22 protein-coding genes are annotated in these 25,051 nt (G+C 63.6%); 13 read left to right on the plus strand and 9 right to left on the minus strand.

The features are described 5' to 3' along the window. Positions 1 to 10: 10 nt before the first annotated feature. Positions 11 to 973 carry a GDP-L-fucose synthase gene (gene fcl / locus AC0L2P_RS16795; RefSeq protein WP_473502442.1) on the minus strand — a complete coding sequence of 321 codons (963 nt, stop codon included), beginning with the start codon at positions 971 to 973 and terminating at the stop codon, positions 11 to 13. 162 nt (positions 974 to 1,135) lie between these two features. After that, the gene (locus AC0L2P_RS16800) at positions 1,136 to 2,290 is read right to left on the minus strand and encodes a dihydrodipicolinate synthase family protein (RefSeq protein ID WP_473502443.1); all 1,155 of its coding nucleotides are present in this window, start codon (positions 2,288 to 2,290) and stop codon (positions 1,136 to 1,138) included. Between the two features lie 244 nt (positions 2,291 to 2,534). Between AC0L2P_RS16800 and AC0L2P_RS16805 the strand changes: the two genes are divergently transcribed. The 13 genes from AC0L2P_RS16805 to AC0L2P_RS16865 all read left to right on the plus strand — a co-directional run bounded on the left by AC0L2P_RS16805 (position 2,535) and on the right by AC0L2P_RS16865 (position 17,230). Continuing rightward, a complete protein-coding gene (locus tag AC0L2P_RS16805) occupies positions 2,535 to 3,590 on the plus strand; it encodes a LacI family DNA-binding transcriptional regulator (protein ID WP_473502444.1) in 1,056 nt (351 codons plus the stop codon). Continuing rightward, positions 3,587 to 4,603, plus strand: coding sequence for a Gfo/Idh/MocA family protein (locus tag AC0L2P_RS16810; RefSeq protein WP_473502445.1), 1,017 nt, complete (start codon positions 3,587 to 3,589; stop codon positions 4,601 to 4,603). Before AC0L2P_RS16805 ends, AC0L2P_RS16810 begins: the two co-directional genes overlap by 4 nt. Then, the gene (locus AC0L2P_RS16815) at positions 4,600 to 6,201 is read left to right on the plus strand and encodes an acyl CoA:acetate/3-ketoacid CoA transferase (RefSeq protein WP_473502446.1); all 1,602 of its coding nucleotides are present in this window, start codon (positions 4,600 to 4,602) and stop codon (positions 6,199 to 6,201) included. The genes AC0L2P_RS16810 and AC0L2P_RS16815 overlap by 4 nt, the downstream gene beginning before the upstream one ends. Then, on the plus strand, positions 6,194 to 6,970 hold the full coding sequence (locus tag AC0L2P_RS16820; RefSeq protein ID WP_473502447.1) for an enoyl-CoA hydratase/isomerase family protein: 777 nt from the start codon (positions 6,194 to 6,196) through the stop codon (positions 6,968 to 6,970). The genes AC0L2P_RS16815 and AC0L2P_RS16820 overlap by 8 nt, the downstream gene beginning before the upstream one ends. Positions 6,971 to 6,985: 15 nt before the next feature. Further along, a complete protein-coding gene (locus AC0L2P_RS16825; protein ID WP_473502448.1) occupies positions 6,986 to 8,497 on the plus strand; it encodes an aldehyde dehydrogenase family protein in 1,512 nt (503 codons plus the stop codon). 59 nt (positions 8,498 to 8,556) lie between these two features. Beyond that, positions 8,557 to 9,810, plus strand: coding sequence for an ABC transporter substrate-binding protein (locus AC0L2P_RS16830; protein ID WP_473502449.1), 1,254 nt, complete (start codon positions 8,557 to 8,559; stop codon positions 9,808 to 9,810). 141 nt (positions 9,811 to 9,951) lie between these two features. Then, positions 9,952 to 10,911 carry a carbohydrate ABC transporter permease gene (locus AC0L2P_RS16835; protein WP_473502450.1) on the plus strand — a complete coding sequence of 320 codons (960 nt, stop codon included), beginning with the start codon at positions 9,952 to 9,954 and terminating at the stop codon, positions 10,909 to 10,911. Beyond that, complete coding sequence (locus AC0L2P_RS16840; RefSeq protein ID WP_473502451.1) at positions 10,908 to 11,852, plus strand: carbohydrate ABC transporter permease; 945 nt, start codon at positions 10,908 to 10,910, stop codon at positions 11,850 to 11,852. Before AC0L2P_RS16835 ends, AC0L2P_RS16840 begins: the two co-directional genes overlap by 4 nt. Positions 11,853 to 11,856: 4 nt before the next feature. Beyond that, positions 11,857 to 12,972 carry an ABC transporter ATP-binding protein gene (locus AC0L2P_RS16845; protein WP_473502452.1) on the plus strand — a complete coding sequence of 372 codons (1,116 nt, stop codon included), beginning with the start codon at positions 11,857 to 11,859 and terminating at the stop codon, positions 12,970 to 12,972. 5 nt (positions 12,973 to 12,977) lie between these two features. Continuing rightward, positions 12,978 to 14,492 carry a GMC oxidoreductase gene (locus tag AC0L2P_RS16850; RefSeq protein WP_473502453.1) on the plus strand — a complete coding sequence of 505 codons (1,515 nt, stop codon included), beginning with the start codon at positions 12,978 to 12,980 and terminating at the stop codon, positions 14,490 to 14,492. Continuing rightward, the gene (locus AC0L2P_RS16855; protein WP_473502454.1) at positions 14,489 to 15,250 is read left to right on the plus strand and encodes a 3-ketoacyl-ACP reductase; all 762 of its coding nucleotides are present in this window, start codon (positions 14,489 to 14,491) and stop codon (positions 15,248 to 15,250) included. Before AC0L2P_RS16850 ends, AC0L2P_RS16855 begins: the two co-directional genes overlap by 4 nt. 29 nt (positions 15,251 to 15,279) lie before the next feature. Beyond that, positions 15,280 to 16,908: a GMC family oxidoreductase gene (locus AC0L2P_RS16860; RefSeq protein WP_473502455.1), complete on the plus strand. Its 1,629-nt coding sequence runs from the start codon at positions 15,280 to 15,282 to the stop codon at positions 16,906 to 16,908. A 10-nt stretch (positions 16,909 to 16,918) separates the two neighbouring features. Further along, complete coding sequence (locus AC0L2P_RS16865; RefSeq protein WP_473502456.1) at positions 16,919 to 17,230, plus strand: Dabb family protein; 312 nt, start codon at positions 16,919 to 16,921, stop codon at positions 17,228 to 17,230. Here AC0L2P_RS16865 and AC0L2P_RS16870 read toward each other — a convergent pair whose 3' ends face one another. The 7 genes from AC0L2P_RS16870 to AC0L2P_RS16900 all read right to left on the minus strand — a co-directional run bounded on the left by AC0L2P_RS16870 (position 17,231) and on the right by AC0L2P_RS16900 (position 24,877). Next, positions 17,231 to 18,076, minus strand: coding sequence for an EamA family transporter (locus AC0L2P_RS16870; RefSeq protein ID WP_473502457.1), 846 nt, complete (start codon positions 18,074 to 18,076; stop codon positions 17,231 to 17,233). A gap of 7 nt (positions 18,077 to 18,083) precedes the next feature. Beyond that, positions 18,084 to 18,998 carry an endonuclease/exonuclease/phosphatase family protein gene (locus tag AC0L2P_RS16875; RefSeq protein ID WP_473502458.1) on the minus strand — a complete coding sequence of 305 codons (915 nt, stop codon included), beginning with the start codon at positions 18,996 to 18,998 and terminating at the stop codon, positions 18,084 to 18,086. A gap of 192 nt (positions 18,999 to 19,190) precedes the next feature. Then, positions 19,191 to 20,741: a cation:proton antiporter gene (locus tag AC0L2P_RS16880; protein WP_473502459.1), complete on the minus strand. Its 1,551-nt coding sequence runs from the start codon at positions 20,739 to 20,741 to the stop codon at positions 19,191 to 19,193. A gap of 172 nt (positions 20,742 to 20,913) precedes the next feature. Beyond that, positions 20,914 to 21,978 (minus strand): ABC transporter ATP-binding protein, encoded by a 1,065-nt coding sequence (locus AC0L2P_RS16885; protein WP_473502460.1) that lies wholly within the window; start codon positions 21,976 to 21,978, stop codon positions 20,914 to 20,916. 22 nt (positions 21,979 to 22,000) lie between these two features. After that, a complete protein-coding gene (locus AC0L2P_RS16890) occupies positions 22,001 to 22,792 on the minus strand; it encodes an ABC transporter permease (protein ID WP_473502461.1) in 792 nt (263 codons plus the stop codon). Continuing rightward, positions 22,789 to 23,706: an ABC transporter permease gene (locus AC0L2P_RS16895; RefSeq protein WP_473502462.1), complete on the minus strand. Its 918-nt coding sequence runs from the start codon at positions 23,704 to 23,706 to the stop codon at positions 22,789 to 22,791. The genes AC0L2P_RS16890 and AC0L2P_RS16895 overlap by 4 nt, the downstream gene beginning before the upstream one ends. Positions 23,707 to 23,770: 64 nt before the next feature. Further along, a complete protein-coding gene (locus AC0L2P_RS16900; RefSeq protein ID WP_473502463.1) occupies positions 23,771 to 24,877 on the minus strand; it encodes an ABC transporter substrate-binding protein in 1,107 nt (368 codons plus the stop codon). Between the last annotated feature and the right edge of the window lie 174 nt (positions 24,878 to 25,051).

A 25,051-nucleotide genomic window follows, 5' to 3' on the forward strand; every position in this document is an offset into this window, starting at 1 on the left:
AATAGCAGCCTCAGGCTGCTCCGAGGCGGAGATCACCGGCCTCGACGTGCTCCAGAAACCAGGCGTAGGTCTGTTCCAAGCCGCTGCGCAGCGAATAGCGCGGGCGCCAGCCGGTGGCGAACAGGCGCGACACGTCCATCAGCTTGCGCGGCGTGCCATCCGGCTTCGTCGCATCGAACGTGATCGCGGCATCGGCGCCGGCGACCGACACGATGGTGCGGGCAAGGTCGGCAATGGTGATGTCTTCCCCAGAGCCGACATTGATGTGGCTGTCGCCCGAATAATTCTTCAATAACCAGACCAGCGCGTCGGCGGCGTCGTCGACATGCAGGAATTCGCGCATCGGCGTGCCCGATCCCCACACCTCCAGGCTCTTGCGGCCGGCGCGCCTGGCCTCGTGCGCCTTGCGCATCAGAGCCGGCACGACATGGCTGGAATTGAGGTCGAAATTGTCGCCCGGACCGTAGAGATTGGTCGGCATCGCCGAGATGTAGTCGACGCCGTATTGGCGCCGATAGGCCTGGCACAGTTTCAGCCCGGCGATCTTGGCAATCGCATACCATTCGTTGGTGGGTTCGAGCGGCCCGGTCAGCAAGGCATCCTCGGAGATCGGCTGCGCCGCGAATTTGGGATAGATGCAGGACGAACCGAGAAACAGCAGCTTCTGCACCTCGTTGCGGAAGGCGCTGTCGATGACATTGTTCTGCATGACGAGATTGTCCTGCAGAAAATCGACGGGAAGCCTGTCGTTGGCCAGGATACCGCCGACCTTGGCCGCCGCCATCACCACCGCATCCGGCTTGCGGTCGGCCATCCAGCGCCGTACGCCGGCCTGGTCGAGAAGATCGAGCTCGGCGCGCGAGGCGGTCATGAGCTCGCAATCCTCGTCGGCCAATCTGCGCAGGATGGCCGAGCCGACCATACCGCGATGTCCGGCCGCGAAAACGCGCTTGCCCTGAAGGTCGAAGGTCATCGGCTTACCCCAATGCAGAACGGCAGCTTTGCCGGTTGGCCGGCGGAGCGCCGGATCGGCTTCTCTGTTGCTGGAGGCATACCGCATACAGATTTGCCCAGACAAGGCAAATCGCAAAGCAACCGGACCAAGCGTTGGACCGGACGCTGTAGCGTCTTGCCATCAAACGCCCGCTACCGCGCAGAGGCTTGTCATTCTGGCAATCGCGAGCTCGGGGTCGGCCAGCAACCCCGCCTGGTCGGCAAGGCGAAAGACATCGGCATAGTGACGGATGCCGCGCGCCGATTGCATGCCGCCGATCATCGAAAAATGCTCCTGGTGGCCGTTCAGCCAAGCCATGAAGACGATGCCGGCCTTGTAGTACTCGGTCGGCGCCTCGAAGATCTTGCGCGACAGCGGCACTGTCGGGGCCATCAGCGTGTCATAGCCGGCGCGGTCGCCGTCGGCCAGCTTTGCCAGTGCCGCATTGGCGACCGGCGCAATGGCATCGAAAATGCCGAGCAGCGCGTGCGAATGTCTGTCGCCGTCGCCGGCGATCAGCTCGGGGTAGTTGAAGTCGTCGCCGGTGAACATCACCACGCCTTCAGGCAGCCGCTCCCTGAGCGCGATCTCCTTGCCGGCATCGAGCAGCGATATCTTTATGCCTTCGACCTTGCCCGCATGGCGTTCGATGATCGCGACCACCGTCTCCAGCGCGGTTTCGAAATCGCTGCTGCCCCAGTAGCCTTTCAGCGCCGGGTCGAACATGTCGCCCAGCCAGTGCAGGATCACCTTGCCGGATGCCTGGGACAGGATGCGGTCATAGACGCTGACATAGTCGTCGGGGCCTTTGGCGATCGCCGCCAGCGCGCGGCTGGCCATCATGATCGCCTTGCCGCCAAGCGTTTCAATGAAGCCGAGCTGCTCTTCATAGGCCGCAATGACATCGTCGAGCGTGCTGGCGGCACCCGGCGCCAGATGATCGGTGCCGGCGCCCGACGCAAGATCGGCCCCCTCGACGCTTCGAGCCTCGATAATGGAGCGGCGGATCAATTCCCTGGCATTTGCCCAATCGAAACCCATGCCGCGCTGCGAGGTGTCCATCGCCTCCGCGACGCGAAAGCCGAGCCGCCAAAGGTGACGGCGAAACGCCATCGTCTTGTCCCAGTCGACCACGGGCCTCGACCACGGATCGGTCATGGCGAAGGGATCGGCGACGACATGGGCTGCGGCGTAGGCGATACGCGAAAACCGCGCGCCGGCCACAGGCTGCACCGGCTGGCCGGCAAGCCGGTAGAGGATGCGGCTGCCGCCTTCCCCGGGCAAGGTGATGTCCATGACTCTCTCCCTTCCGAACGCCTAATAAATGGAACGTTCCAATAAATCAAGATGCTTTGCCCCTTGCCTCGCGCAACGCAAAATTGCTGCACTGCGGCAGGTGAAGGTCCTAGCTGCGGGAGGATTGGGCCCACTGAGCCGCATTTTTCTCGAGTTCGCAAAAACGCGATTGACTCAAATGCCCCACAGGGATTAGATCGTTCCAATAAATCGCGCAAGAAACCAAGCGGGAGGACATATCTAGATGGCCAGCCGGGCCAAGGCAACGATACTCGACATTGCCCGTGAGGCGGGTGTGTCCAAATCGACGGTATCGCTGGTGCTGCAAGGCAGCGGGCTGATCCGGCCTGAAACTGCGCTCAAGGTGCGCAAGGCGATCGAGGATGTCGGCTATGTCTACAACCGCGGCGCCGCCAATCTGCGCAAGGCCCATTCCAACGTCATCGGCATGGTCATCAACGATCTCACCAATCCGTTTTTCGCCGAACTGGCGGTCGGCATGGAACGCGTCTTCCAGTCGGCCGGCGTCGTGCCTTTCATCGCCAATACGGCTGAAAACCCGGTGCGCCAGGAAGAGGTTTTGAAATCGCTGATGGAGCAGGGTGTCGCCGGGCTCGTCGTGTCGCCGGCGCGCGGCACCACGCCTGGCGCGTTCCGTCGCGTTGAGACCGCAGGCGTTCCGGTCGTCTTCGTCATGCGCCGACTTCCCGAAAGCCGTATCCCGGTGATCACGCCCGACAATCATCGCGGCGCCTATCTTGCCACCGCGCATCTGATCGGCAAGGGCCATCGCCGGCTGGCCTTCTTCGGCGGCTCATCCGACCTTGTCGTCTATCACGAGCGGCTGGGCGGCTTTCGCGAGGCCTGCGAAGCGCTCGGCATCGCACCGGCCGACAGGCTGGTCTTCGAGGGCGAAACCAGCCGCAAGGGCGGCATTGCCTGCCTGGAAACCGCGCTTGCCATGGCCGCGCCGCCGACTGCAGCCCTTTGCTTCAACGATGCGGTCGCCTTCGGCGTCTTGCTGGCGCTGCGCAAGCGCGGCCTGGAGCCCGGCGCGGACTTTGCCGTTGTCGGCTTCGACGACGTGGCCGAGGCCGAGCACTATATGCCGGCGCTGACCAGCGTCGCGGTGAACACCGCCGGCCTCGGCGAGCGCGCCGCCCATGTCGTGCTGAAGATGATCCAATCGCGCACCACGCGCGCCGAGGATCATATCGGCGCCGTCAACCTGGTGGTCAGGGAAAGCTGCGGCCCCGATCGCAAGGAGCATGGCTGCGCAGGAATAGGAGACGCTGCATGACCGTCAGTTGGGGGCTGATCGGCGCCAGCACGATCGCAAGACAGTTCATGATCGGCGCCATCCGCGCGCAGCCGGACGGCGAAATCGCCGCGGTGATGAGCTCCAGCCCGAAGCGCGCCGCCACCTACGCCAGTGAAAACCGCATTCCGGCGGCGGTCTCGACGCTCGACGCCCTGCTCAAATCCGATATCGACGCCGTCTACATCTCGACCACCAACGAATTGCATCTCGAACAGGCACTCGCCGCCATCGAGGCGGGAAAGCATGTGCTTTGCGAAAAGCCATTGGCGCTGACCAGCGCCGACGCCCGCAAGATGGTCGCGGCGGCTAGGGCCGCCGGCGTCGTGCTCGGCACCAACCACCATCTGCGCAATGCCGGCTCGCATCGGGCGATGCGCGAAGCGATCGCTGCCGGCCGCATCGGCAGGCCGATCGCGGCGCGCGTCTTCCACTCTGTCTATCTGCCGGAAAACCTGCAGGGCTGGCGCATCACCAGGCCGCACGCCGGCGGCGGCGTGGTGCTCGACATCACCGTGCACGATGCCGATACGCTGCGCTTCGTGCTCGGCGAGGATCCGGTCGAGATCTCGGCATTTACCCAATCGGCCGGCATGGCCGCCGGCGGGCTGGAAGACGGCGCCATGTGCCTCTGGCGCTTCGCATCGGGAGTCATTGCCCAATCGCATGAGGGCTTCACCACCAAATTCGCCGGCACCGGTTTCGAGGTGCATGGCAGCGAAGGCTCGCTGATCGCCAGGGATGTAATGACGCAGAAGCCGATCGGCACGGTCTTGCTGCGAACGGCAAAGGGCGAGCAGGAATTGAGCTTCGAGCGCGAAGACCTCTATGCCCGTTCGCTGCGCCAATTCCACGCGGCGATCCGCGGCGAGGGCCAGCCTTCCGCTACCGGCGAGGACGGCGTCTGGTCGCTGACATCAGCCGAAGCGGCATTGCAGTCGGCCAGGTCCGGCAAGGCCGTTGCCATCGACCCGAAGCTCGGGAGCGCAGCATGAGCAAGCTCGTCTCCGCGACTGAGGCCGCCGGCCTGATCAGGGATGGCATGACCGTTTCGGTGTCGTCATCGAGCGGCCTCGGCTGCCCGGATGCGGTGCTTGCCGCTATCGGCGAGCGCTTCGACGCCGAAGGCCATCCCAAGGACATCACGACGCTGCACCCGATCGCCGCCGGTGACATGTACGGCATCAAGGGGATCGACCACTTAGCCAAGCCCGGCCTGTTGAAGCGCACTTTGTGCGGCTCCTATCCATCCGGGCCGTCCTCTTCCGAGCCACCGCAGATCTGGAAGATGATTGGCGACAATACGGTCGCCGCCTACAACGTGCCGTCCGGCATCCTGTTCGACATGCACCGCGAAGCCGCCGCCAAGCGCCCCGGCGTGCTGACCAAGGTCGGGCTCGACACCTTTGCCGACCCACGCCACCAGGGTTGCGCGATGAATGCTGCCGCCAGCGAGCCGATCGTTTCGGTGCAGCAGTTCGACGGCGACGAATGGCTCTATTTCCGCTCGATCGTACCGCAGGTGGCGATCATCCGCGCCACCACCGCCGACGAGCGCGGCAACCTCACCTATGAACACGAGGGTGCCTATCTCGGCGGCCTCGAACAGGCGTTGGCCGCCCGCAACAATGGCGGCATCGTCATCGCGCAGGTCAAGCGCGTCGTCGAGAACGGCACGCTGAAACCGCACGATGTGCGCGTGCCTGGCGTGCTGGTCGATCGTATCGTGGTCGCGCCCGACCAGTTGCAGACGACGCTGACGCCCTACGATCCGGCGATCTCCGGCGAGATCTTCCGGCCGCTGTCGAGCTTCCGCAACGCCGAGATGAGCGTCCAGAAGGTCATTGCGCGCCGCATCGCCATGGAGCTTGCCGACGGCATGGCGGTCAATATCGGCTTCGGCATCTCGGCCAATGTGCCGCGCATCCTGCTCGAGGAAGGCCAGCACGGCAAGATCACCTGGGTGATCGAGCAAGGCGCGGTTGGCGGCGTGCCGCTGCTCGATTTCAAGTTCGGCTGTTCGTCGAACGCCGACGCCTTCATGCCCTCGCCGCACCAATTCATCTATTTCCAGGCCGGCGGCTTCGACGCCTCGCTGTTGTCCTTCCTGCAGATCGACCGCCACGGCTCTGTCAACGTGTCGAAGCTCTCAGCGCGGCCGCATGTCACCGCCGGCGCCGGCGGCTTCGTCGACATCACCGCGCGGGCGAAGAAGATCGTCTTTTCCGGCTTCTTCAATGCCGGCGCCAAGCTGTCGCTTGCCGATAGCGGCATCCGCATCGACCAGGAGGGCAAGGTCAAGAAAGTCGTCGGCGAGGTCGAGCACATCTCCTTCTCGGGCAAGCGAGCCGTCGCGCAGGGACAGGACATCACCTACGTCACCGAGCGCTGCGTGATGAAGTTGACGCAGGCAGGGCTGATGGTGACCGAGCTGGCGCCGGGCATCGACCTGGAGCGCCATGTGCTGGCCCAGGCCGAGATCCCGCTTGCCGTCGCCAACGACCTGAAAATCACACCGGATACGCTTTACCGGGACCGGCCGATCGGCCTGTCGCTCAATGGCGGCGCCTCGCTTGGGGGCGCCCATGGCTGAGCGCCTCGTCAACTTTGAAACCGACGGCGCCATCGGCATTGTCACGCTGCGCCGGCCGCAGAAATTCAACGCGCTCGACATTCCGATGCTGCGGGCGATGGAAGCGGCACTCGACGAAGCCGAGGCGGCGGACGGCGTCCGCGTCGTGCTGGTCTGCGGCGAAGGCAAGGGCTTTTGCGCCGGCGGCGACGTCGAAGCTTGGGCAGAAATGAGCGCCGCCGATTTCCAGATGCAATGGGTGCGCTACGGCCACCGCGTCTTCGACCGGCTCGCGCGGCTGCGGCAGCCGACGATCGCCGTGCTTGCCGGCCATGCGCTGGGCGGTGGGCTGGAACTGGCGGCGGCGTGCGACTTCCGCGTCGCGGAAACGCAGGTGAAGCTGGGGTTCCCCGAGACCTCGATCGGCGTCGTTCCCGGCTGGTCCGGCACACAGCGCGCCGTGCGCCGCTTCGGCGCGCAGGCGGTGCGGCGGATGGCGATTGGCGGCGAAGTGTTTCTGGCGACCGAGGCTCTTGCTCTGGGCATCGTTGATCGGGTGGTGGAGACCGGCCAGGCATGCGTCGAGGCCAAGGCCTGGGGAGAAAAAATCGCCGAGCGCGGGCCGCTGGCGACCGAAGCCGCCAAGCTGATGATTGCCATCGCCGAAGGCGAAGAGAGTGGCGCCGCGACCGAAGCGCTGGCCAGCGGCTTCATCGCGCTGACAAGCGATCTCAGGGCCGGCGTCGAGGCTTTCAACGCCAAGCAGAAACCGGCGTTCTCAAGATCTTAGGAACCTAAAACTCACATGAATGCACCCCTCAACATCGCCATGCCCGCCGAGGCGGCCGCTGCGCCGAAAAGTTATCGGCTGCTGATCGACGGCAAGTTCGTCGACGCCCAGGACGGCCGCACGCTGGAGCGCAGCAGCCCCGGCCACGGCTTCACCGTCTCGCGCTATGCACAGGCCGGCGCGGCGGACATGGAGGCCGCGGTACATGCCGCGCACAAGGCCTTCGAGACGGGCCCGTGGCCGCGCATGAAGGCGGCCGAACGCGCCGCGATCCTGCTCAAAACGGCTGATCTGATCGAGGCAAGGCTGGACGAGATTGCCCGGCTCGATGCGCTGGAATCCGGCAAGCCGATTGCCCAGGCGCGCGGCGAGATCGGCGGCGCCGTCGACATCTGGCGCTATGCCGCGGCACTCGCCCGCACGCTTCACGGCGAAAGCTACGCCAATCTCGGCGACACCATGCTCGGCGTGGTGCTGCGTGAACCGATCGGCGTCGTCTCGATCATCACGCCGTGGAATTTTCCGTTCCTTATCGTCAGCCAGAAACTGCCCTTCGCGCTCGCCGCCGGCTGCACAGCGGTGGTCAAGCCAAGCGAGATGACCTCGGCCTCGACCTTTGTGCTCGGCGAGATCCTGATGCAGGCCAGCTTGCCGGACGGCGTCGTCAACATCCTTGCCGGGTTGGGCGCCGATGTCGGCGCACCGATGGTCAGCCATCCGCTGGTCGAGATGGTATCGTTCACCGGCTCCACGCGCGTCGGCAAGATCACCATGGCGGCTGCCGCCAACTCGCTGAAAAAAGTCTCGATGGAACTCGGCGGCAAGAACGGCCAGATCGTCTTTCCCGACGCCGACCTCGAGGCCGCCGCCGACGCGGCGGTATTCGGCGGCTTCTTCAATGCCGGCGAATGCTGCAATGCCGGCAGCCGCCTGATCGTCCATGAGGCGATAGCCGACGAGTTCCTCGGCACCGTGAAGGCACTCACCGCCAAGGTGACTGTCGGCGACCCGCTCGACGACCGCACCAAGGTCGGCGCGATGATCTCCGCCGACCATGTGGCCAAGGTCACCAGCTACGTGACGGCCGCGGAAAACGACGGCAGCCGAATCTATAGCGGCGGCAAGCAGCTTGCTTCCAGCGCCGGCCAGTATCTGGACCCGACCATTGTTCGCGACGTCACCGAAGACATGGCCATTGCGCGCGAGGAAGTGTTCGGGCCGGTGCTCTCCGTGCTGACTTTTGGATCGATTGAAAGGGCGTTGCACATCGCCAACAACACGCCCTATGGTCTATCGGCGGGCGTGTGGAGCGCCAGCATCGATACCTGCATGTCGGTGGCGCGGAATGTGCGTTCGGGAACCGTTTGGGTGAACACGTTCATGGAGGGTTACCCCGAACTGCCTTTCGGCGGCTACAAGCAGTCCGGTCTCGGGCGCGAACTCGGCAAGCGCGCCGTCGAGGATTATACAGAGGAAAAGACAATCCAGTTTCATCGCGGCCAGCGCACCGGATGGTGGGTTGGCTGAGTTGGGAAGAACCCGGTGGCCATCCGCCGGCCGTGCAAGTTCAACAAGGGAGGAAGTACATGTTGCGCAAACTGCTTATCGGGACGGCTCTCGCATCGGGCGTTGCATTCGCGGCCCATGCCGCGGATGTCAAGGAAGTTCAGATGCTGCATTGGTGGACGTCGGGCGGCGAAGCTGCCGCTCTGAACGTGCTCAAGCAGGATCTGGCCAAGGAAGGCTTTGCATGGAAGGACGTGCCGGTGGCCGGCGGCGGCGGCGACGCCGCCATGACCGCGCTGAAGGCGATGGTGGCGGCCGGCAACTACCCGACGGCCTCGCAGATGCTCGGCTATACCGTGCTCGACTACGCCGCGGCCGGCGTCATGGGCGACCTGACCGAGACGGCGATAAAGGAAGGCTGGGACAAGTCCGTTCCCGCGGCCCTGCAGAAATTCTCCGTCTATGACGGCAAGTGGGTCGCGGCTCCGGTCAACGTCCACTCGGTCAACTGGCTGTGGATCAACAAGGCAGTGATGGACAAGATCGGCGGTACCGAGCCGAAGACCTTCGACGACTTCATCGCGTTGCTCGACAAAGCCAAGGCGGCCGGCGTCATCCCGCTGGCGCTGGGCGGCCAGAACTGGCAGGAAGCGACCATGTTCGACTCGGTCGTGCTGTCGACCGGCGGGCCTGAATTCTACAAGAAGGCCTTCAACGACCTCGACGAGGAGTCGCTGAAGTCCGACACAATGAAGAAGTCGTTCGACAATCTCGCCAAGCTCGTCACCTATGTCGACCCGAACTTCTCGGGCCGTGACTGGAACCTCGCCACCGCCATGGTCATCAAGGGCGATGCGCTGGTGCAGGTAATGGGCGACTGGGCCAAGGGCGAATTCAACGCCGCCAAGAAGGTCCCGGGCACCGACTTCCTGTGCTACCGCTTCCCGGGCACCGACGGCAGCGTCGTCTACAACTCCGACATGTTTGGCATGTTCAACGTGCCGGAGGACCGCAAGGCCGCCCAGATCGCGCTCGCCACCGCCACGCTGTCGAAGAGCTTCCAGTCGGCCTTCAACGTCGTCAAGGGCTCTGTTCCGGCCCGCACCGACGTGCCGGATACCGATTTCGACGCTTGCGGCAAGAAGGGCATGGCCGACCTGAAGGCCGCCAATGAAGGCGGCACGCTGTTCGGTTCGCTGGCGCAGGGCTATGGCGCGCCGCCGGCGGTTGCCAACGCCTACAAGGATGTCGTCTCGAAGTTCGTGCACGGCCAGATCAAGACCTCGGACGAGGCCGTGACCCAACTGGTCAGCGCGATCGAGGACGCCAAGTAAGGCTCCGCCCATGTGAATGATCTCCCCGGCGCAAGCCGGGGAGACTCCTCTGCGGCGGGGTTTGCGGTTGCGCTGACCGGCACGCTTCGGGCCGGCGAGGCCGCGACACCAGAATTCCGGGCCCGCGATACGGATAGGCCGATGAGCACAGTTGCTGAAACCAGTATCACCCTGACGCCGGAGCACGGTGCCCGTCCGGGCGCCACGGTGCGTTCGCGCCTTCAGGACGCGCTGCCGAAGCTCGTGCTGGCGCCGAGCTTCGCCGCCACCGTCGTCTTCGTCTACGGCTTCATCCTGTGGACGATCTACCTGTCCTTCACCAACTCCAAGACTTTTCCCTCCTACGCCATCACCGGGCCACGCGCCTATCAGCGGCTATGGCGCTGGACTTTCGAAAGCGATCCGCCCTCCTCCTGGTACACATCGATCACCAATATGGCGATTTTCGGCTTCCTCTATATTTCCATCTGTCTTGCGCTCGGCCTGTTCCTGGCGATCCTGCTTGATCAGAAAATCCGCGGCGAAGGTGTGCTGCGGCCGATCTATCTCTACCCAATGGCACTGTCCTTCATCGTCACCGGCGTTGCCTGGAAATGGTTTCTCGATCCCGGCCTCGGCCTCGAGCAGACGCTGCACCAATGGGGCTGGACGAGCTTCCATTTCGACTGGATCAAAAACAAGGATTTCGTCATCTACACGGTGGTCATCGCCGGCGTCTGGCAGGCGTCGGGCTTCATCATGGCGATGTTCCTGGCCGGCCTGCGCGGCATCGACGGCGAGATCCTGAAGGCGGCGCAGATCGACGGCGCCTCCACCTTCCAACTCTACCGCCGCATCGTCATCCCCATGCTGCGGCCGATCTTCCTGTCGGCTTTGATCGTGCTGGCGCATCTCGCCATCAAATCCTACGATCTGGTCGTCGCGCTGACCAGCGGCGGGCCGGGCGGTTCGGCCTGGCTGCCGTCGAACTTCATGTATGAGTACACCTTCAAGCGCAACGAGATGGCCGTCGGCTCGGCCAGCGCCGTCATCATGCTGATGACCATCACCGCGATCATCGTTCCCTATCTCTATTCCGAGCTTCGGGAGAAGCCGCGATGAGCGCTATAGCCACTCCTGCTCGCCAGGGTACCGGCGGTATCAGCGCCAGGACGGTCAACCGTATCGTCATCTACGGGCTGCTGGCGCTATTCGCGCTGTTCTACCTGATGCCGCTGTTCGTCATGCTGGTGACCTCGTTCAAGACCATGGACGAGATCCAGAACGGCAACATGCTGGCGCTGCCGCAGGCGCCGACCTTCGCACCCTGGATAAGGGCGTGGAGCGAAGTTTGCTCGGGTCTCACCTGCGTCGGCATGAAGGGTTATTTCTGGAACTCGATCAAGATGGTGGTTCCAGCCGTCGTCATCTCGACCCTGCTCGGCGCGCTCAACGGCTATGTGCTGACGAAGTGGCGCTTTCGCGGCGCGACGCTGGTGTTCGGGCTGATGCTGTTTGCCTGCTTCATTCCGTTCCAGTCCGTCCTCTTGCCCATGGCAACGATCCTCGGCAGCCTCGGCCGGTTCGGCGTCAAGCTGCAGAACGCGACCGGCCTCACCTTCGGCTTCGGCAATCCGACGGTGAACCTGGTGTTCGTCCACGTCGTCTACGGCATCGGCTTCACCACCCTGTTCTTCCGCAATTATTACGAGGCGTTTCCGAACGAGCTGGTGAAGGCGGCGCAGATCGACGGCGCCAGCTTCTTCCAGATCTTCCGGCGCATCATGCTGCCCAATTCGCTGCCGATCATCGTGGTGACGGTGATCTACCAGTTCACCAACATCTGGAACGACTTCCTGTTTGCCTCCGCCTATGCCGGCTCAGGCGACGTGATGCCGATGACGGTGGCGCTGAACAACGTCGTCAACACCTCGACCGGCGTCGTCGAATACAACGTCAACATGGCGGCTGCGATGATCGCCGCGCTGCCGACCCTCCTCGTCTATGTGCTCGCCGGCCGCTATTTCGTGCGCGGCCTGATGGCCGGCGCCGTCAAAGGATAATCGCATGGCTTTTCTGGAAATTGGCGGGTTGAAGAAGCGTTTCGGAGCGGTCGAGATCCTGAAAGGCATCGACCTCGACCTCGAAAAGGGCGGCTTCCTCGTGCTGGTCGGGCCTTCCGGTTGCGGCAAGTCCACGCTGCTCAACACCATTGCCGGCCTGGAGACCATCACCGAAGGCGAAATCCGTGTCGACGGACGCACGATCAACGATCTCCACCCGTCCAAGCGCGACATCGCCATGGTCTTCCAGAGCTACGCGCTCTATCCGAACATGACGGTTGCCGGCAATATCGCCTTCGGCATGGAGATGCGCGGCGTGCCGGTCGGCGAGCGCCAGAAGGCGATCGACAAGGTCGCGAAGGTCCTACAGATCGGCCATTTGCTTAAGCGCAAGCCAAGCCAGCTTTCCGGCGGCCAGCGCCAGCGCGTCGCCATGGGCCGGGCGCTGGTGCGCGATCCCAAGCTGTTCCTGTTCGACGAGCCTTTGTCGAACCTCGACGCCAAGCTGCGCGTCGACATGCGCATCGAAATCAAGCGTCTGCACGCCACCACCGGCACCACCATCGTCTACGTCACGCACGACCAGATCGAGGCGATGACGCTGGCCACCAAGATCGCGGTGATGCGCGACGGCGAGGTGCAGCAGTTCGGCACACCGGCCGAAATCTATAACAATCCGGTCAACCTGTTTGTTGCCGACTTCATGGGCTCGCCGGCGATGAACCTGATCCCGGCGACGATCGGCAGCAACGGCAGCGGCTTCTCCGTCGTCATGGAGCGGGAGGCGCGCCAGCCGATCTCGTTGCCGCTGGCCAATGCGCCGGCCGGCCTGTCGGCATTCCAGGGCAAATCGATCATCTTTGGCGTCCGTCCGGAAGCACTGACCGATCCCGAGGGTGCCGAACGCAACGCCTCGAGCATCGCCCGCGCCGACTGTCACATCGAGGTCATCGAGCCGGCCGGCTCGGATACGTTCGCGGTCACCAATCTCGGCGGCAAGGCGGTGGTGGCGCGGCTGCGCGCCGATGCCAACATCCAGCCCGGCACGGTCACGCCGCTCGCCTTCAACCTGACTAAGGCGGTGTTCTTCGATCCGGCGACCGAGAAACGCATCGTCTGACCGCCATGACAAATCCCGACATCGTCATCATCGGCTCCGGCATCGGCGGCGCCACGATCGCCTCCGGCCTTGCCGGCAGTGGCGCCTCGATCCTGATGCTGGAGCGCGGCGAACCACTGCCGGCAACGCCGCACACACGCGACTCCCGAGCTATCTTCGTCGATGGTCACTATAGGCCGAAGGAGATGTGGCTCGAGGCCGGCGGAGCGCCTTTCAACCCGGGCAATTACTACTATGTCGGCGGCAATTCGAAATTCTACGGCGCCGTGCTGATCCGCTACCGCAGGCAAGACTTTTCGGAGATGGAGCACTATGGCGGCATCTCGCCGGCCTGGCCGTTTTCCTATGAGGAATTCGAACCCTGGTATTCCAGGGCCGAGCAGCTTTTTTGCGTGCGCGGTGCACTCGGCGAAGACCCGACCGAGCCGTTCCACTCGATGCCCTACCCTTTTGGGCCGGTACCCGACGAGCCGCCGATCGCGCGTGCGCGCGCCGAGCTCAAGAGCCTGGGCCTGCACCCGGCATCGCTGCCGCTCGGCGTCGACATCGAAGCCTGGCTGAAAGACGGCGGCACGCCGTGGGACGCGTTTCCCAACACCGGGACCGGCAAGGTCGACGCCCAAACGGGGCCGCTGGCGGCAGCTCTTGCCGACCAGAACATCAAGCTCGAGACCGGCGCCCACGTCGAACATCTCGAGGCATCGCCGGATGCCAGGACAATCGCCGCCGTCCATTATCGACAGAACGGTACGCTGAAGAAAGTTGCGCCGAAGCTGGTCATCCTATCCGCCGGCGCGGTCAATTCCGCCGCCATCCTGCTGCGCTCGCCCACCCCTAAGGGCAAAGGCGGTGGCAAAGGCCTGGCCAACCGTTCAGACCAGGTCGGCCGCAACTTCATGAACCACAATTCGTGCGCCATGCTGGCGATCGATCCGCGCCGCCGGAACAAATCCGTCTACCAGAAGACGCTGATGCTGAACGACTATTATCTGTCCGACGGCAAGGGCGGCAAGCCGCTCGGCAATGTCCAGCTCCTCGGCAAGATCGACGGCAACATCCTCAAGGCCAATGTCAGACGCGCGCCCAAATTCGCGCTCGATTTCATGGCCGGCCACGCCGTCGACTGGTATCTGATGTGCGAGGACCTGCCCGATCCCGAGAGCCGCATCATGGTCGACGGCAAGGACATCGTCATGCAGTGGCGGCGCTCCAACATGCAGTCGCTCGACGGACTGACCAAGGTGATGCGCGAAAATTTCCGCGCCTGCGGCTATCCGATCGTGCTGTCGCGGCCGTTCGACAAGCGCACGCCCTCGCATCAGTGCGGCACGGTGAAGATGGGCAACGATCCAGCGACCTCGCCGCTCGATCCGTTCTGCCGCTCCTTCGACCACAGCAATTTGTTCGTCGTCGATGCCGGCTTCCTGCCGAATTCGGCCGCCGTCAATCCGGCGCTGTCGATTGCCGCACAGGCGCTGCGCGTCGCCGATCATATCCGCAAGACGGAGCTTGCAACATGAGCCGCCCGGCAGCGATCGTCACTGGCGGCGCGCGCGGTATCGGCCTTGCCTGCGCCGAGGCGCTGGCCGACGCAGGGTTCGACATCCTCGTCGCAGACCTTGCCGACAAAGCCGCCGACGGGCTCGCCGGCGACATTACAGCGCGCGGCGCGGCATTCGCATACCATCGCTGCGGCATCGCCGATCTCGGTGGCCATGCGGCACTTGTCGATGCCGCATTGAACGCCTTCGGCCGCATCGACTGCCTGGTCAACAATGCCGGCATCGGCGCCGTCCTGCGCGGCGACCTGCTCGAGCTCAAGCCGGAAAGTTTCGACCGGGTGCTCGCCATCAATCTGCGCGGCACCGTATTCCTCAGCCAGGCCGTTGCCAAAGCGATGCTCGGCCTGCCGAGCGATGGTGCGAGATCGATCATCACCATTACCTCGGTCAGCGCCGCCATGGCCTCGCCGGAACGTTCCGATTACTGCATCTCCAAGGCCGGGCTTTCGATGTGGGTGAAGAACCTGGCGCTGCGGCTCGCCGCCGAAAACATCGCGGTGTTCGAAGTGCGGCCGGGCATCATCCGCACCGACATGACATCAGGTGTCACCGCCAAATACGACGCGCTGATCGACCGCGGGCTGGTGCCGGCAAAGCGCTGGGGCGAAGCCGCCGATATCGGTGCCGCCGTGGCGGCGCTCGCCGGCGGCAAACTCGGCTTTTCGACCGGCTCGGTCATCAATGTCGACGGCGCGCTGTCGGTGCCGAGGCTATGAACAGGTGACGCCATGACCGACTGCATCCTATGACCGACTACATAATCGTTGGCGCCGGCCCGGCCGGCTGCGTACTCGCCAACCGGCTGAGCGAAGATCCGTCGCATCGGGTGCTGCTGCTCGAAGCCGGCGGCAAGGACTGGCATCCGCTGATCCACATGCCGGCCGGTTTTGCCAAGATGACCAAGGGCATCGCCGCCTGGGGCTGGTCGACGGTGCCGCAAAAGCACATGAACGACCGCGTCTTCCGATACACGCAGGCCAAGGTGATCGGTGGCGGCTCGTCGATCAACGCCCAGATCTACACGCGCGGCAACGCCCGCGACTACGACGCCTGGGAGAAGGAAGAAGGCCTTGCTGGCTGGGGCTATCGCGACGTGCTGCCCTATTTCAAACGCGCCGAGAACAACCAACGCTATGCCAACGATTTTCACGGCGACCAGGGCCCGCTCGGCGTGTCGAATCCGATCGCGCCGCTGCCGATCTGCGAGGCCTATTTCCGTGCCGGACAGGAGATGGGCATTCCCTTCAATCCCGACTTCAACGGCACCAGCCAGGAGGGCGTCGGCTATTACCAATTGACGCAGAAGGACGCGAGACGCTCCTCCGCCTCGGTCGCCTATCTCAGGCCGATCCGCGATCGCAAGAATCTCATTATCAGGACCGGCGTTCTGGTGACGCGCATCGTCGTCGACAAGGGCCGCGCCATCGGCGCGGAGATCGTCGACCGGCCGGGCGGCCAGCCGACGATCCTGCGCGCCGAACGCGAGGTGATCGTCTCGTCCGGCGCCGTCGGCTCACCGAAGCTTCTGATGCAGTCGGGCATCGGCCCGGCCGACCATCTGAAGGCGGTCGGCGTGACGCCGGTGCACGATTTGCCCGGCGTCGGCTCCAACCTGCAGGATCATCTCGATCTGTTCGTCATCGCCGAATGCACCGGCGACCACACCTACGACAACTACGCCAAGCTGCACTGGACTGCGTGGGCCGGCCTTCAGTACCTGCTCCTGAAGAAGGGCCCGGTGGCTTCCAGCCTGTTCGAGACCGGCGGCTTCTGGTTCGCCGATCCGACTGCCGCCTCTCCCGATATCCAGCTGCATCTCGGCCTCGGCTCCGGCATCGAGGCCGGCGTCGAGAAGTTGAACAATCCGGGGGTGACATTGAACTCGGCCTTCCTGCGTCCACGCTCGCGCGGCACGGTGCGGCTGAACAGTGCCGACCCGGCCGACCGCCCGCTGATCGATCCGAACTATTGGTCCGATCCCTATGATCGCGACATGTCGATCAAGGGGCTGAAGCTGGCGCGCGAGATCATGCGGCAGAAGGCGCTGCGGCCCTATGTACTGCGCGAGGTACTGCCGGGACCCGACCTGCAGAGCGGCGACGAGTTGTTCGACTACGCCTGCCGCAGTTCCAAGACCGACCACCACCCGGTTGGCACCTGCCGCATGGGCCACGATGCGATGAGCGTGGTAACGCCGGATCTCAGGCTGCGCGGTATCGATGGCCTGCGCGTCTGCGACGCCTCGGTGATGCCGCGCATCCCCTCCTCCAACACCAACGCCCCGACGATCATGGTTGGTGAAAAGGGCGCCGATCTGATCCTTGGCCGCGAGCCGCTGCCGCCGGCCGTGTTTTCCACCAACCGAGCGGCATGAGGGACAAAGGATGATCAGGCACTGTGTTTTCGTGAGGTTCCGTAACGATGTCGCCAACGCCGAGCACGCGGCAATCCATGCCGATCTCGAAGCATTGCGGCCGGTGATCAACGGCATGGGTAAGGTCGAATTCAGCGCCAATACCAGCCCGGAACCCTTCGCCCGCGGCTTCACGCACGGCTTCACAATCGACTTTCCCGATGCCGCGGCACGCGATGCCTATCTGGAGCATGAAGCGCATCAGCGAGCCGGCGCAAGACTGATAGCGTCGCTCGAAGGCGGCACCGACGGGCTGATGGTCTTCGACCTGGAGATCGCCTGACTATCCCATTCTCAGTGCAACCACCCCGGCGACGATGCTAAGCACCGCGGCACCTCGCCATGCCGTCATCTTCTCGCCGAGCGCGAACACCGAGATCATCATGGCGAACAGGATCGATGTTTCGCGCAGCGACGCCACCGAGGCGATCGGCGCCTTGGTCATCGCCCACATCACGATCCAGTAGGCGCCGCCGCTGAGCACGCCGGTATAGATTCCTGCCTTCCAGTCGCGCGCCAGCACCGGCAGCGCCTGTGGGCCGCGAAAGACGACGCACAGCACCAGCGCCCACAGCGCATCGCAGACGAACAGCCAGGCCGCATAACTCGATGCGGTGGCGGCCAGCCGCGCGCCGCTGCCGTCCGACAGCGTATAGCTGGCGATGAAGATCGATGTGCCCAGCGCGAAGCCGACGGCGCGCAGGTTCAACTTCTCCAGATGCGCGCCGCCGCGAAACGACAGCACCAGCGTGCCCGCCGACAACAAGACGATGCCGACAACAGCGAGTGGCGCCGGCATCTCGGCAACCACCACGACGCCCCCCAAAGCGGCCAGCAATGGCGCGGTGCCGCGCGCCAGCGGATAGGTCTGGGCGAAATCGCCGGCCTTGTAGGCGCCGATCAAGAACGTCCTGTAGCCCATGTGGAAGACGACCGAAGCGAGGATGTATGGCCACACTTCCGGCTTCGGCACCTCGACTAAAGGCAATGTCACCAGCGCGGCGGCACCCATGCCGAGCGTCATCAGCGTGATCGACAGAAAACGGTCGAGATGGACCTTGACCAGCGCGTTCCAGATCGCATGCATGGAAGCGGCCGCGAGCACCGCGAAAAAGACAAACAGGCTCATCGACGGTTCATCCGCCGCCCGTCCCGATGACGATCGGCGTCTCCAGGTCGATATCGACCCAGAGCGGAAAATGGTCGGAGGCGATTTGGCCGATTTCAGCACCGACCGAGCGCACCCGCCCGGCAAACATGCCGCCGACGAAGCAATGGTCCAGCCGGCGCTTTGCTACTCTGCCGTCGATGGTCTTCACATGGGTGTGGAAATCCGCTGTCGGCTCCATGGCGACGGCGGCGGCATCGACGAAACCGTCGGGATAGGCGGCACCGCGATGATAGGGCGTGCTGCCGACGATGCGGCGGTATTCTGCGCTGCCCGGCTCCGTGTTGAAGTCCCCCATCCAGATCGCCGCCAAGGGATTTTCCGGCTCCTGTCCGCCATTGCTCCAGTTGCGCGCCGGCTCGTCGTCGCCGCCGCTCCATGGCCCGCCCTCGGAGGGCGCACGGCGATGCTCGGTGAGCAGGTATTCGATCTGCTCCAGCCGCTCCTCGGCCGCGATGTGCGCCAGATGCAGCGAAAAGAACCGCACCGGGCCGGCAGGGGTGCCGATCATGCATTCGAGCGCCGCGTTACGGGTGTTGAGCGGCCGCAGCGTGCGCCTGAGCGGCAGCGTGTGCAGCCGCGACCAGACGATCGGCAGCTTCGACAGGACCATGGTGCCGAATTGTCGCCGCCGGTTGGCGATGCGGCCGTCACGCCGTTGGCTGGCATCCATGTCGAAGGCCGGCCCATAGACCCAATGGTAGTCGGGCAGCAATCGTGAAAGAAGTTCCGGCTGGTCGTCCTCGTTGCTGCGCAGCCAGTGCCGCTCCACCTCCTGCAAGGCGATGATGTCGGCGCCGGCCACGACCTTGGCACAACGCGCCAAGTCGTAGCGGCCATCGCTGCCGAAACCGTACTGGATGTTATAGCTGACCAGCTTCATTGCTTATCCGGCTCAGTTTCCTGGTGGCAGTAGCCGTTTGCCGAGAGGCTTGCAATGTGCAGCCGGGCGGAGGGAGCTTGGGCCAGATGCTAATGCTTGTCGCTCAAAAAATGCGCAGCCGTTTTGGGATAACGACATGCATAAGACAAAACTTGAAGCGCGTCGCAAGAGGCTGTTCCAACGCGACGCGCTTTAAGTGGTCAGCGGCTGGAACCGACCGGGCGGGGATGCTGCCAGTTCCGACCAGTCGATCTCTTCCTCGAGGCGGTGGTAGGCTTGGTCGCCGATTGTTCCGTCGATGCGCAAACGCTCCAGCGCATCGCGCTGGCTCTTGATGGCATAAAGACGCAACCTGTCATACTCGGTCGCCGCCTGGGCATCTTCCGGGTTTTCGGCAATGGCGCGCTGGGCGGCATATTGCTCGCGCACCGCCCCTGCTGCGCTCGATGTCTTGCCGCTGAGCACGTCGAGCGCCGCCTGCATGATGGCGACGCGCGCCTGCGCCACCTCCCGGTCGACGGTCTGGTCGAGGTCTAGATTGAGCAGACGCAGCAACGGCTTCAGGCTGACGCCTTGCAGCACCAGCGTGCCGAGCACCACCGTGAAAGCGGCGAGCACGATCGGATCGCGGCCCGGAAAGTCGGCCGGCAAGGCGAAGGCTGCCGCAAGCGTCACCAGGCCGCGCATGCCGCACCAGCCGATGAGCACGCCGCCGCGGAATGTCGGTGCGTCTTTTTGCCTATCCTCGTCGCCCAGACGTGCCAGCGCTCTGAGGATCGCGCCGCAGCCCAGCACCCAGACGAGCCGCGACACGATGACGACGGCCAGCACAGCCAGGGCAAAGACGAACGCCTCGTTCTGCCCTTGCTGGGCGAGCCTGCCGACGATCGATCGCGCCTGAAGACCCATCAGGACGAAGGCCAGGACGTTGAGCACGAACACCGCCGTCTCCCAGACCGAGTAGGAGCTGATGCGGTTTCTCGCCGGCATGTGGCGCGGCGCGGTGCGGGCGATGGTCATCGCATAGACGACGATGGTGATGATGGCGGAAAGCCCTATCCTGTCGGCCAGGATCCAGACGCCGAAGGTTGAGGCGAATTGCACCACCGTGCCGCTCGCCGGGTCGTCGATGCGGCCGAGTATGGCGAGAGACAACCGGCCGAGCACATAGCCTGCGGCAAGGCTGCCGACCGTCGACAGCAGGATCATTGGTACGGCACTGCTCAACAGGATGGAGCCGACGGCTGCGGAAACGGACATCCTGTAGATCAGCAGTGCCGTGGCGTCATTGAGCAGGCTCTCGCCTTCGAGGATTGCGGTGATGCGGTGCGGCACCTTGAACTGTCCGAGCACGGCCGCGGCTGCCACCGCATCGGGCGGCGCCACGATCGCGCCAAGCGCTATGGCGGCGGCGACGGGCAGGCCTGCCATCGTCCAGCCGACCAGCCCGACCGTCACCGTGGTGAAGATGACGGCGCCAAGCGCCAGCAGGATGAGCGAAACCTTGTAGCGGTTGAGATCGCGCAGCGACGTGTCATAGGCCGCGTCGAGCAGCACCGGCGCGATGAACAGAGCCAGCGCCAGCTCCGGGTCGATCTCGATGGTCGGTGCAAACGGCAGGAAGGCGATGCCGGCGCCGGCCAGCGCCAGCAACGATGGATAGGGAATATGCAGACGCCGCGACAGCGCGGTCAGGGCGACCGCGATGAGAAGCAAGACAAGGGTGAGTTCAAAAAGCGCCATGCGCTATCGTAGCGGTGAAGCCGGGCGATTGGCACTGCGAAAAACGGCCACGGCTTTGCTGCTGGTGAATGGTGAATGGTGAATGGTGAATGGTGAATGGTGAATGGTCGCGTGCAGGGAGAATTTAGGCCCGTAAAGTGCATTCTCACTATTCACTATTCACCTCTTCCCCTCAATGCAGCACCAGCATGTCGCCCGACGAGAAGGAAATCTCGGCTTTTTCGCCGACGGCGGGCGGCGGTGTGGCCGGGCTGTTGAAGGTGTCGAGCGAGACCGTGCTGCCGCCGATGCCGACGCGGACCCGGATGACCGAGCCGAGGAAATGCACTTCGGCGATTTCGCCCGAAAGGCTGGAGTCGCGGCCGGGGTGGCGGCCGAGTGAGATCGCCTCGGGCCGCAACGCCAGCGACAGCGTGTCGCCGGATTTCGAGCCGTTGAGCTTGCCCTTGAGCGAGACCTCCTGCGAGTTGACGCGCACCTTGCCCGAAGCCGCGTCGGTGACCGTGCCTTCGAGCACGTTCAGCGTGCCGACGAAATTTGCGACGAATTTGGTTGCCGGCCGGTTGTAGATCTCGAACGGCGTGCCGACCTGTTCGGCCTTGCCGCCATACATCACGGCGATGCGGTCGGAGATCGACAGCGCCTCTTCCTGGTCGTGGGTGACGAAGATGGTGGTGATGCCGAGCTTCTTCTGGATCGAGCGGATTTCCTCGCGCAGCGAAACACGCACCTTGGCGTCGAGCGCCGACAGCGGCTCATCGAGCAGCAGCAGCTTCGGCTTCGGCGCAATCGCCCGCGCCAGCGCGATGCGCTGCTGCTGGCCGCCGGAAAGCTGGTAGGGATAGCGGTCGCCCATCTGCGGCAACTTGATGATGTCGAGCATTTCGGCCACGCGCCTGTCGGCGTCGGCCTTCGGCATGCCGGCGACCTTCAGCCCGAAGCCGATATTCTGCGCCACAGTGAGGTTCGGAAACAGCGCATAGGCCTGGAACACCATGCCGACATTGCGCTGATTGGGTTTCAGCCGGGTGATATCCTTGCCGGCCACGACGATCTTGCCGGCGGATGGCTCTTCGAAACCGGCGACCATGCGCAGCACCGTCGTCTTGCCGCAACCCGACGGGCCGAGGAAGGAGACGAATTCGCCTGGCTCGATGTCGAGGTTGAAATCCTGCACCACGGTGGTGGCGCCGAAGGATTTTCGAACGTGCTGGATGGAGAGGAATGGCTCGGCCATGGCTTTTTCTTTCGGCTTTCGATCAGTTTGGCCGGTTCGCCGATCGCGGCGCGAAGCGCGACAGGATCTGGATCAGCGACATGCAGCCCCAGGTGATGGCGAAGGCGATGACGGCAAGCGCCGCCGGCTCGTAGGCACGGTTGGCGCCGATGTTCTGCAGATAGGGCCCGAAGGCAGGCCGGCTGAGCAGGCTCGCCATGGTAAATTCACCGATCACGATGGCAAAGGTCAGGAAGGCGCCCGACAGCACCGCGATCAGGACATTGGGCAGGATGACCCGGGTGATGATCGTGCCCCAGCCGGCGCCCAGAATTTGCGCAGCTTCGGTCAGTGTCCGCACGTCGATTGTGCGCAGTCCGGTGTCAACAGCCCGATACATATAAGGCAGAGCCAGCGTCGTATAGCCGACGACAAGCAACGCGTTCGCACCCCAATTGCTTCCCAGGAACGGTAACGGCGAATTCGAGCCATACATCCTGATGTAGCCAAAAACGATGACGATGGCCGGAATAACCAGCGGCAAAAGGGTGATGAATTCGACGATTGGCCGCAACTGCGGCAGACGCAGCCGGATCCAATATGCCGCCGGCACCACGATCAGGACCCCCAGAATAATGGTGCAGATGGCCGCTATGACTGAAAACAGGAAGGTTGACTGGAAACGCGCGTCGCCCAGCACGACCTGATAGGCGTCGAAGGAGTGGACGCCGCGCCGCATGCGCAGCGAGAACTCGACCGTCGCCATCAGCGGTATGAAGAAATAGGCCGCGCCCAGCGCGAAGACGACCCAGGCCCAGAAACGTCCGCTCTTCATTTGAGCCACCTTTCAGAGCGAGTCCGAAACCAGATGTAGAAGACATTCGCGAGCCCGGTGATTACGATCATGCCGAAGGCGATGGCATAAGCGAGTTGCGGGTTGTGCAGCACGTCGCCATTCATCTGCGAATAGAGCTTGATGGGAACAATATTAAGAGTCGGACCGGCAAACGCATAAGCAGTGGCGATGGCACCGAAGGCATTGGCGAACAGTAGGATGATCGTGCCGAGGAAGCTCGGCCATATCACCGGGATGACCACCATGCGCCAATACTGCCACTGAGTGGCGCCGAGCGTCGCGGCCGCCTCCCCCCATTCCTTCTTCAACCCGTCGATCGCCGGCACGATGATGACCACCATCAGCGGTATCTGGAAGAACAGATAGACCGCAATCAGACCCGACGTGGTGAGGAAATTGAACCCCATCGCATAGATGTTGATATTCAAAACGTCACGCAAAAGCGTTGTGACGATACCGACGCGGCCAAGCGTAGCCAGAAAGGCAAAAGCGAGCGGTAAGCCGGCGAAATTGGAGGCGACGCCTGAAAAGGTCAGGGTCGCAGAGCGCGTCCAGCTTGGCAGTCCGCCGCGCACGATCGCGATCGCTATTGCCAGCCCGGCAAACGCCCCGATGATGGCCGACCAGAAACTGATCTTGATCGAAGACCAGTAGGAATTGCTGATTGACGGATCGCTGACCAGCTGCAGGATGTTGTCCAGCGTGAATTGGCCTTCGCTGCCTTGGAAAGCCCCCACGACAAGGTAGAGCGTGGGCAGGATCAGGAACATCAGGGCAAAGATGAAGAAGGGCGCCACGCCGATCCATTGCGTCGGCAAACGGAACGCGGTCGCCTGGTTCGGCGGCGCAGGTTTGCTGGCAAATGCCTGATTTGAAGCCGTAAGATCGGTCATGCGCCGGCTACCGTCTTCTAGAGAGGGCCGGGCGGCCTTGCGACCGCCCGGTGGATTTCAACTCTTACTTGACGTTGGCGCCGACAGTGGCGTCCCAGTTCTTGCTGATGGCTTCCTTGGCCTTGGCCTGCTCGTCGAGCGACGGGAACGCGGCCGAGGCATAGGATTCCGCCGGCGGCAGCTTGGCCAGCACGTCCGCCGGGATCTTGCCGTTCTTGGCGAGATCGTTGAAGCGGATCGGGTGGCAATAGCCCTTCAGCCAGCCGATCTGGCCTTCGTCGGAGTAGAGGTATTCCAGCCACAGCTTGGCTGCATTCGGATGCGGCGCATAGGCGCTGATGGCCTGCACGTAGACACCGGCGACGACACCGGTCTTCGGCACGATCACGTCGACCGGCGGGTTGCCCTTCAGCGTATCGCGGCCGGCAAGCGCATTGTAGTCCCAGTTGATCAGGATCGGGGTCTGACCCTGGGCCAGTGTTGCCGGCTTGCCGACGACTGGAACGAAATTGCCGGCAGCGTTGAGCTTCTTGAAGAAGTCGAGACCGGCCGTGCCCGCAGCTTCACCAGCAGCCGCGCCACCGGAAAGACCGGCCGCGTAGACGGCCTGGATGGCCTGGTTCGAAACGCGCGGATCACCGGCCAGCGCCACCGAGTTGGCGAATTCCGGCTTCAGTAGATCGGCCCAGTCCTTCGGCGATTCCTTGACCAGATCCTTGTTCACCATGAATGACAGAACGCCGTAATAGTCGCCGGTCCAGAAGCCTTCGGCATCCTTGGCGCTGTCGGGGATCGAGTCCCAGGTTGATACTTTATAAGCCTGGATCAGGCCGTCCTTCTTTGCGGTCGGGCCGAACGACAGGCCGACGTCGATAACGTCGGGCGCTTGCGGGCCCTTATTGTCCTTGTTGGCCTTGATCGCATCGACCTCGTCGCCGGAGCCGGCATCAGGGTTGAGCTCATTGACGGTGATCCCCGGATACTTTCCCTTGAAGCCGTCGATGACCGCGCCGTAGCCGCACCAATCATGCGGCAGCGCGATGGTGGTGAGCTGGCCTTCAGCCTTGGCTGCGGCGACCAGTTCATCCATGGACTGGGCCGACGAGATGGCAGAGGTCGCCATCAGGGCGACGGCCGAAAGGGAAAGCACTTTCCCCGTGAATTTGAACATGTGTTCTCTCCGTTGAACTGACGCCGTTGGACGCCTGCGATGCGGTATCGTTTTCGTGTGACAGCCAGATGAAAGCTTTGTGAAAGCGATGCCCTGCAGTACGAAAAAGTAAACTCTTTTTAACCGGCTGTAGCAATCGCTACGCCGCTATTTTTCCGGCTAACTAGTTTCGGC

This window comes from Mesorhizobium sp. WSM4836 (assembly GCF_055811815.1).

Bases quoted from the DNA above. Each gene is read 5' to 3' on its own strand.
- AC0L2P_RS16870 (WP_473502457.1), bottom strand. From the start codon at position 18,076: ATGAGCCTGTTTGTCTTTTTCGCGGTGCTCGCGGCCGCTTCCATGCAT.
- AC0L2P_RS16875 (WP_473502458.1), bottom strand. From the start codon at position 18,998: ATGAAGCTGGTCAGCTATAACATCCAGTACGGTTTCGGCAGCGATGGC.
- AC0L2P_RS16820 (WP_473502447.1), top strand. From the start codon at position 6,194: ATGGCTGAGCGCCTCGTCAACTTTGAAACCGACGGCGCCATCGGCATT.
- AC0L2P_RS16855 (WP_473502454.1), top strand. From the start codon at position 14,489: ATGAGCCGCCCGGCAGCGATCGTCACTGGCGGCGCGCGCGGTATCGGC.
- AC0L2P_RS16825 (WP_473502448.1), top strand. From the start codon at position 6,986: ATGAATGCACCCCTCAACATCGCCATGCCCGCCGAGGCGGCCGCTGCG.
- AC0L2P_RS16860 (WP_473502455.1), top strand. From the start codon at position 15,280: ATGACCGACTACATAATCGTTGGCGCCGGCCCGGCCGGCTGCGTACTC.
- AC0L2P_RS16900 (WP_473502463.1), bottom strand. From the start codon at position 24,877: ATGTTCAAATTCACGGGGAAAGTGCTTTCCCTTTCGGCCGTCGCCCTG.
- AC0L2P_RS16895 (WP_473502462.1), bottom strand. From the start codon at position 23,706: ATGACCGATCTTACGGCTTCAAATCAGGCATTTGCCAGCAAACCTGCG.
- AC0L2P_RS16880 (WP_473502459.1), bottom strand. From the start codon at position 20,741: ATGGCGCTTTTTGAACTCACCCTTGTCTTGCTTCTCATCGCGGTCGCC.
- AC0L2P_RS16805 (WP_473502444.1), top strand. From the start codon at position 2,535: ATGGCCAGCCGGGCCAAGGCAACGATACTCGACATTGCCCGTGAGGCG.
- AC0L2P_RS16830 (WP_473502449.1), top strand. From the start codon at position 8,557: ATGTTGCGCAAACTGCTTATCGGGACGGCTCTCGCATCGGGCGTTGCA.
- AC0L2P_RS16835 (WP_473502450.1), top strand. From the start codon at position 9,952: ATGAGCACAGTTGCTGAAACCAGTATCACCCTGACGCCGGAGCACGGT.
- AC0L2P_RS16890 (WP_473502461.1), bottom strand. From the start codon at position 22,792: ATGAAGAGCGGACGTTTCTGGGCCTGGGTCGTCTTCGCGCTGGGCGCG.
- AC0L2P_RS16815 (WP_473502446.1), top strand. From the start codon at position 4,600: ATGAGCAAGCTCGTCTCCGCGACTGAGGCCGCCGGCCTGATCAGGGAT.
- AC0L2P_RS16840 (WP_473502451.1), top strand. From the start codon at position 10,908: ATGAGCGCTATAGCCACTCCTGCTCGCCAGGGTACCGGCGGTATCAGC.
- fcl (WP_473502442.1), bottom strand. From the start codon at position 973: ATGACCTTCGACCTTCAGGGCAAGCGCGTTTTCGCGGCCGGACATCGC.
- AC0L2P_RS16845 (WP_473502452.1), top strand. From the start codon at position 11,857: ATGGCTTTTCTGGAAATTGGCGGGTTGAAGAAGCGTTTCGGAGCGGTC.
- AC0L2P_RS16865 (WP_473502456.1), top strand. From the start codon at position 16,919: ATGATCAGGCACTGTGTTTTCGTGAGGTTCCGTAACGATGTCGCCAAC.
- AC0L2P_RS16800 (WP_473502443.1), bottom strand. From the start codon at position 2,290: ATGGACATCACCTTGCCCGGGGAAGGCGGCAGCCGCATCCTCTACCGG.
- AC0L2P_RS16850 (WP_473502453.1), top strand. From the start codon at position 12,978: ATGACAAATCCCGACATCGTCATCATCGGCTCCGGCATCGGCGGCGCC.
- AC0L2P_RS16810 (WP_473502445.1), top strand. From the start codon at position 3,587: ATGACCGTCAGTTGGGGGCTGATCGGCGCCAGCACGATCGCAAGACAG.
- AC0L2P_RS16885 (WP_473502460.1), bottom strand. From the start codon at position 21,978: ATGGCCGAGCCATTCCTCTCCATCCAGCACGTTCGAAAATCCTTCGGC.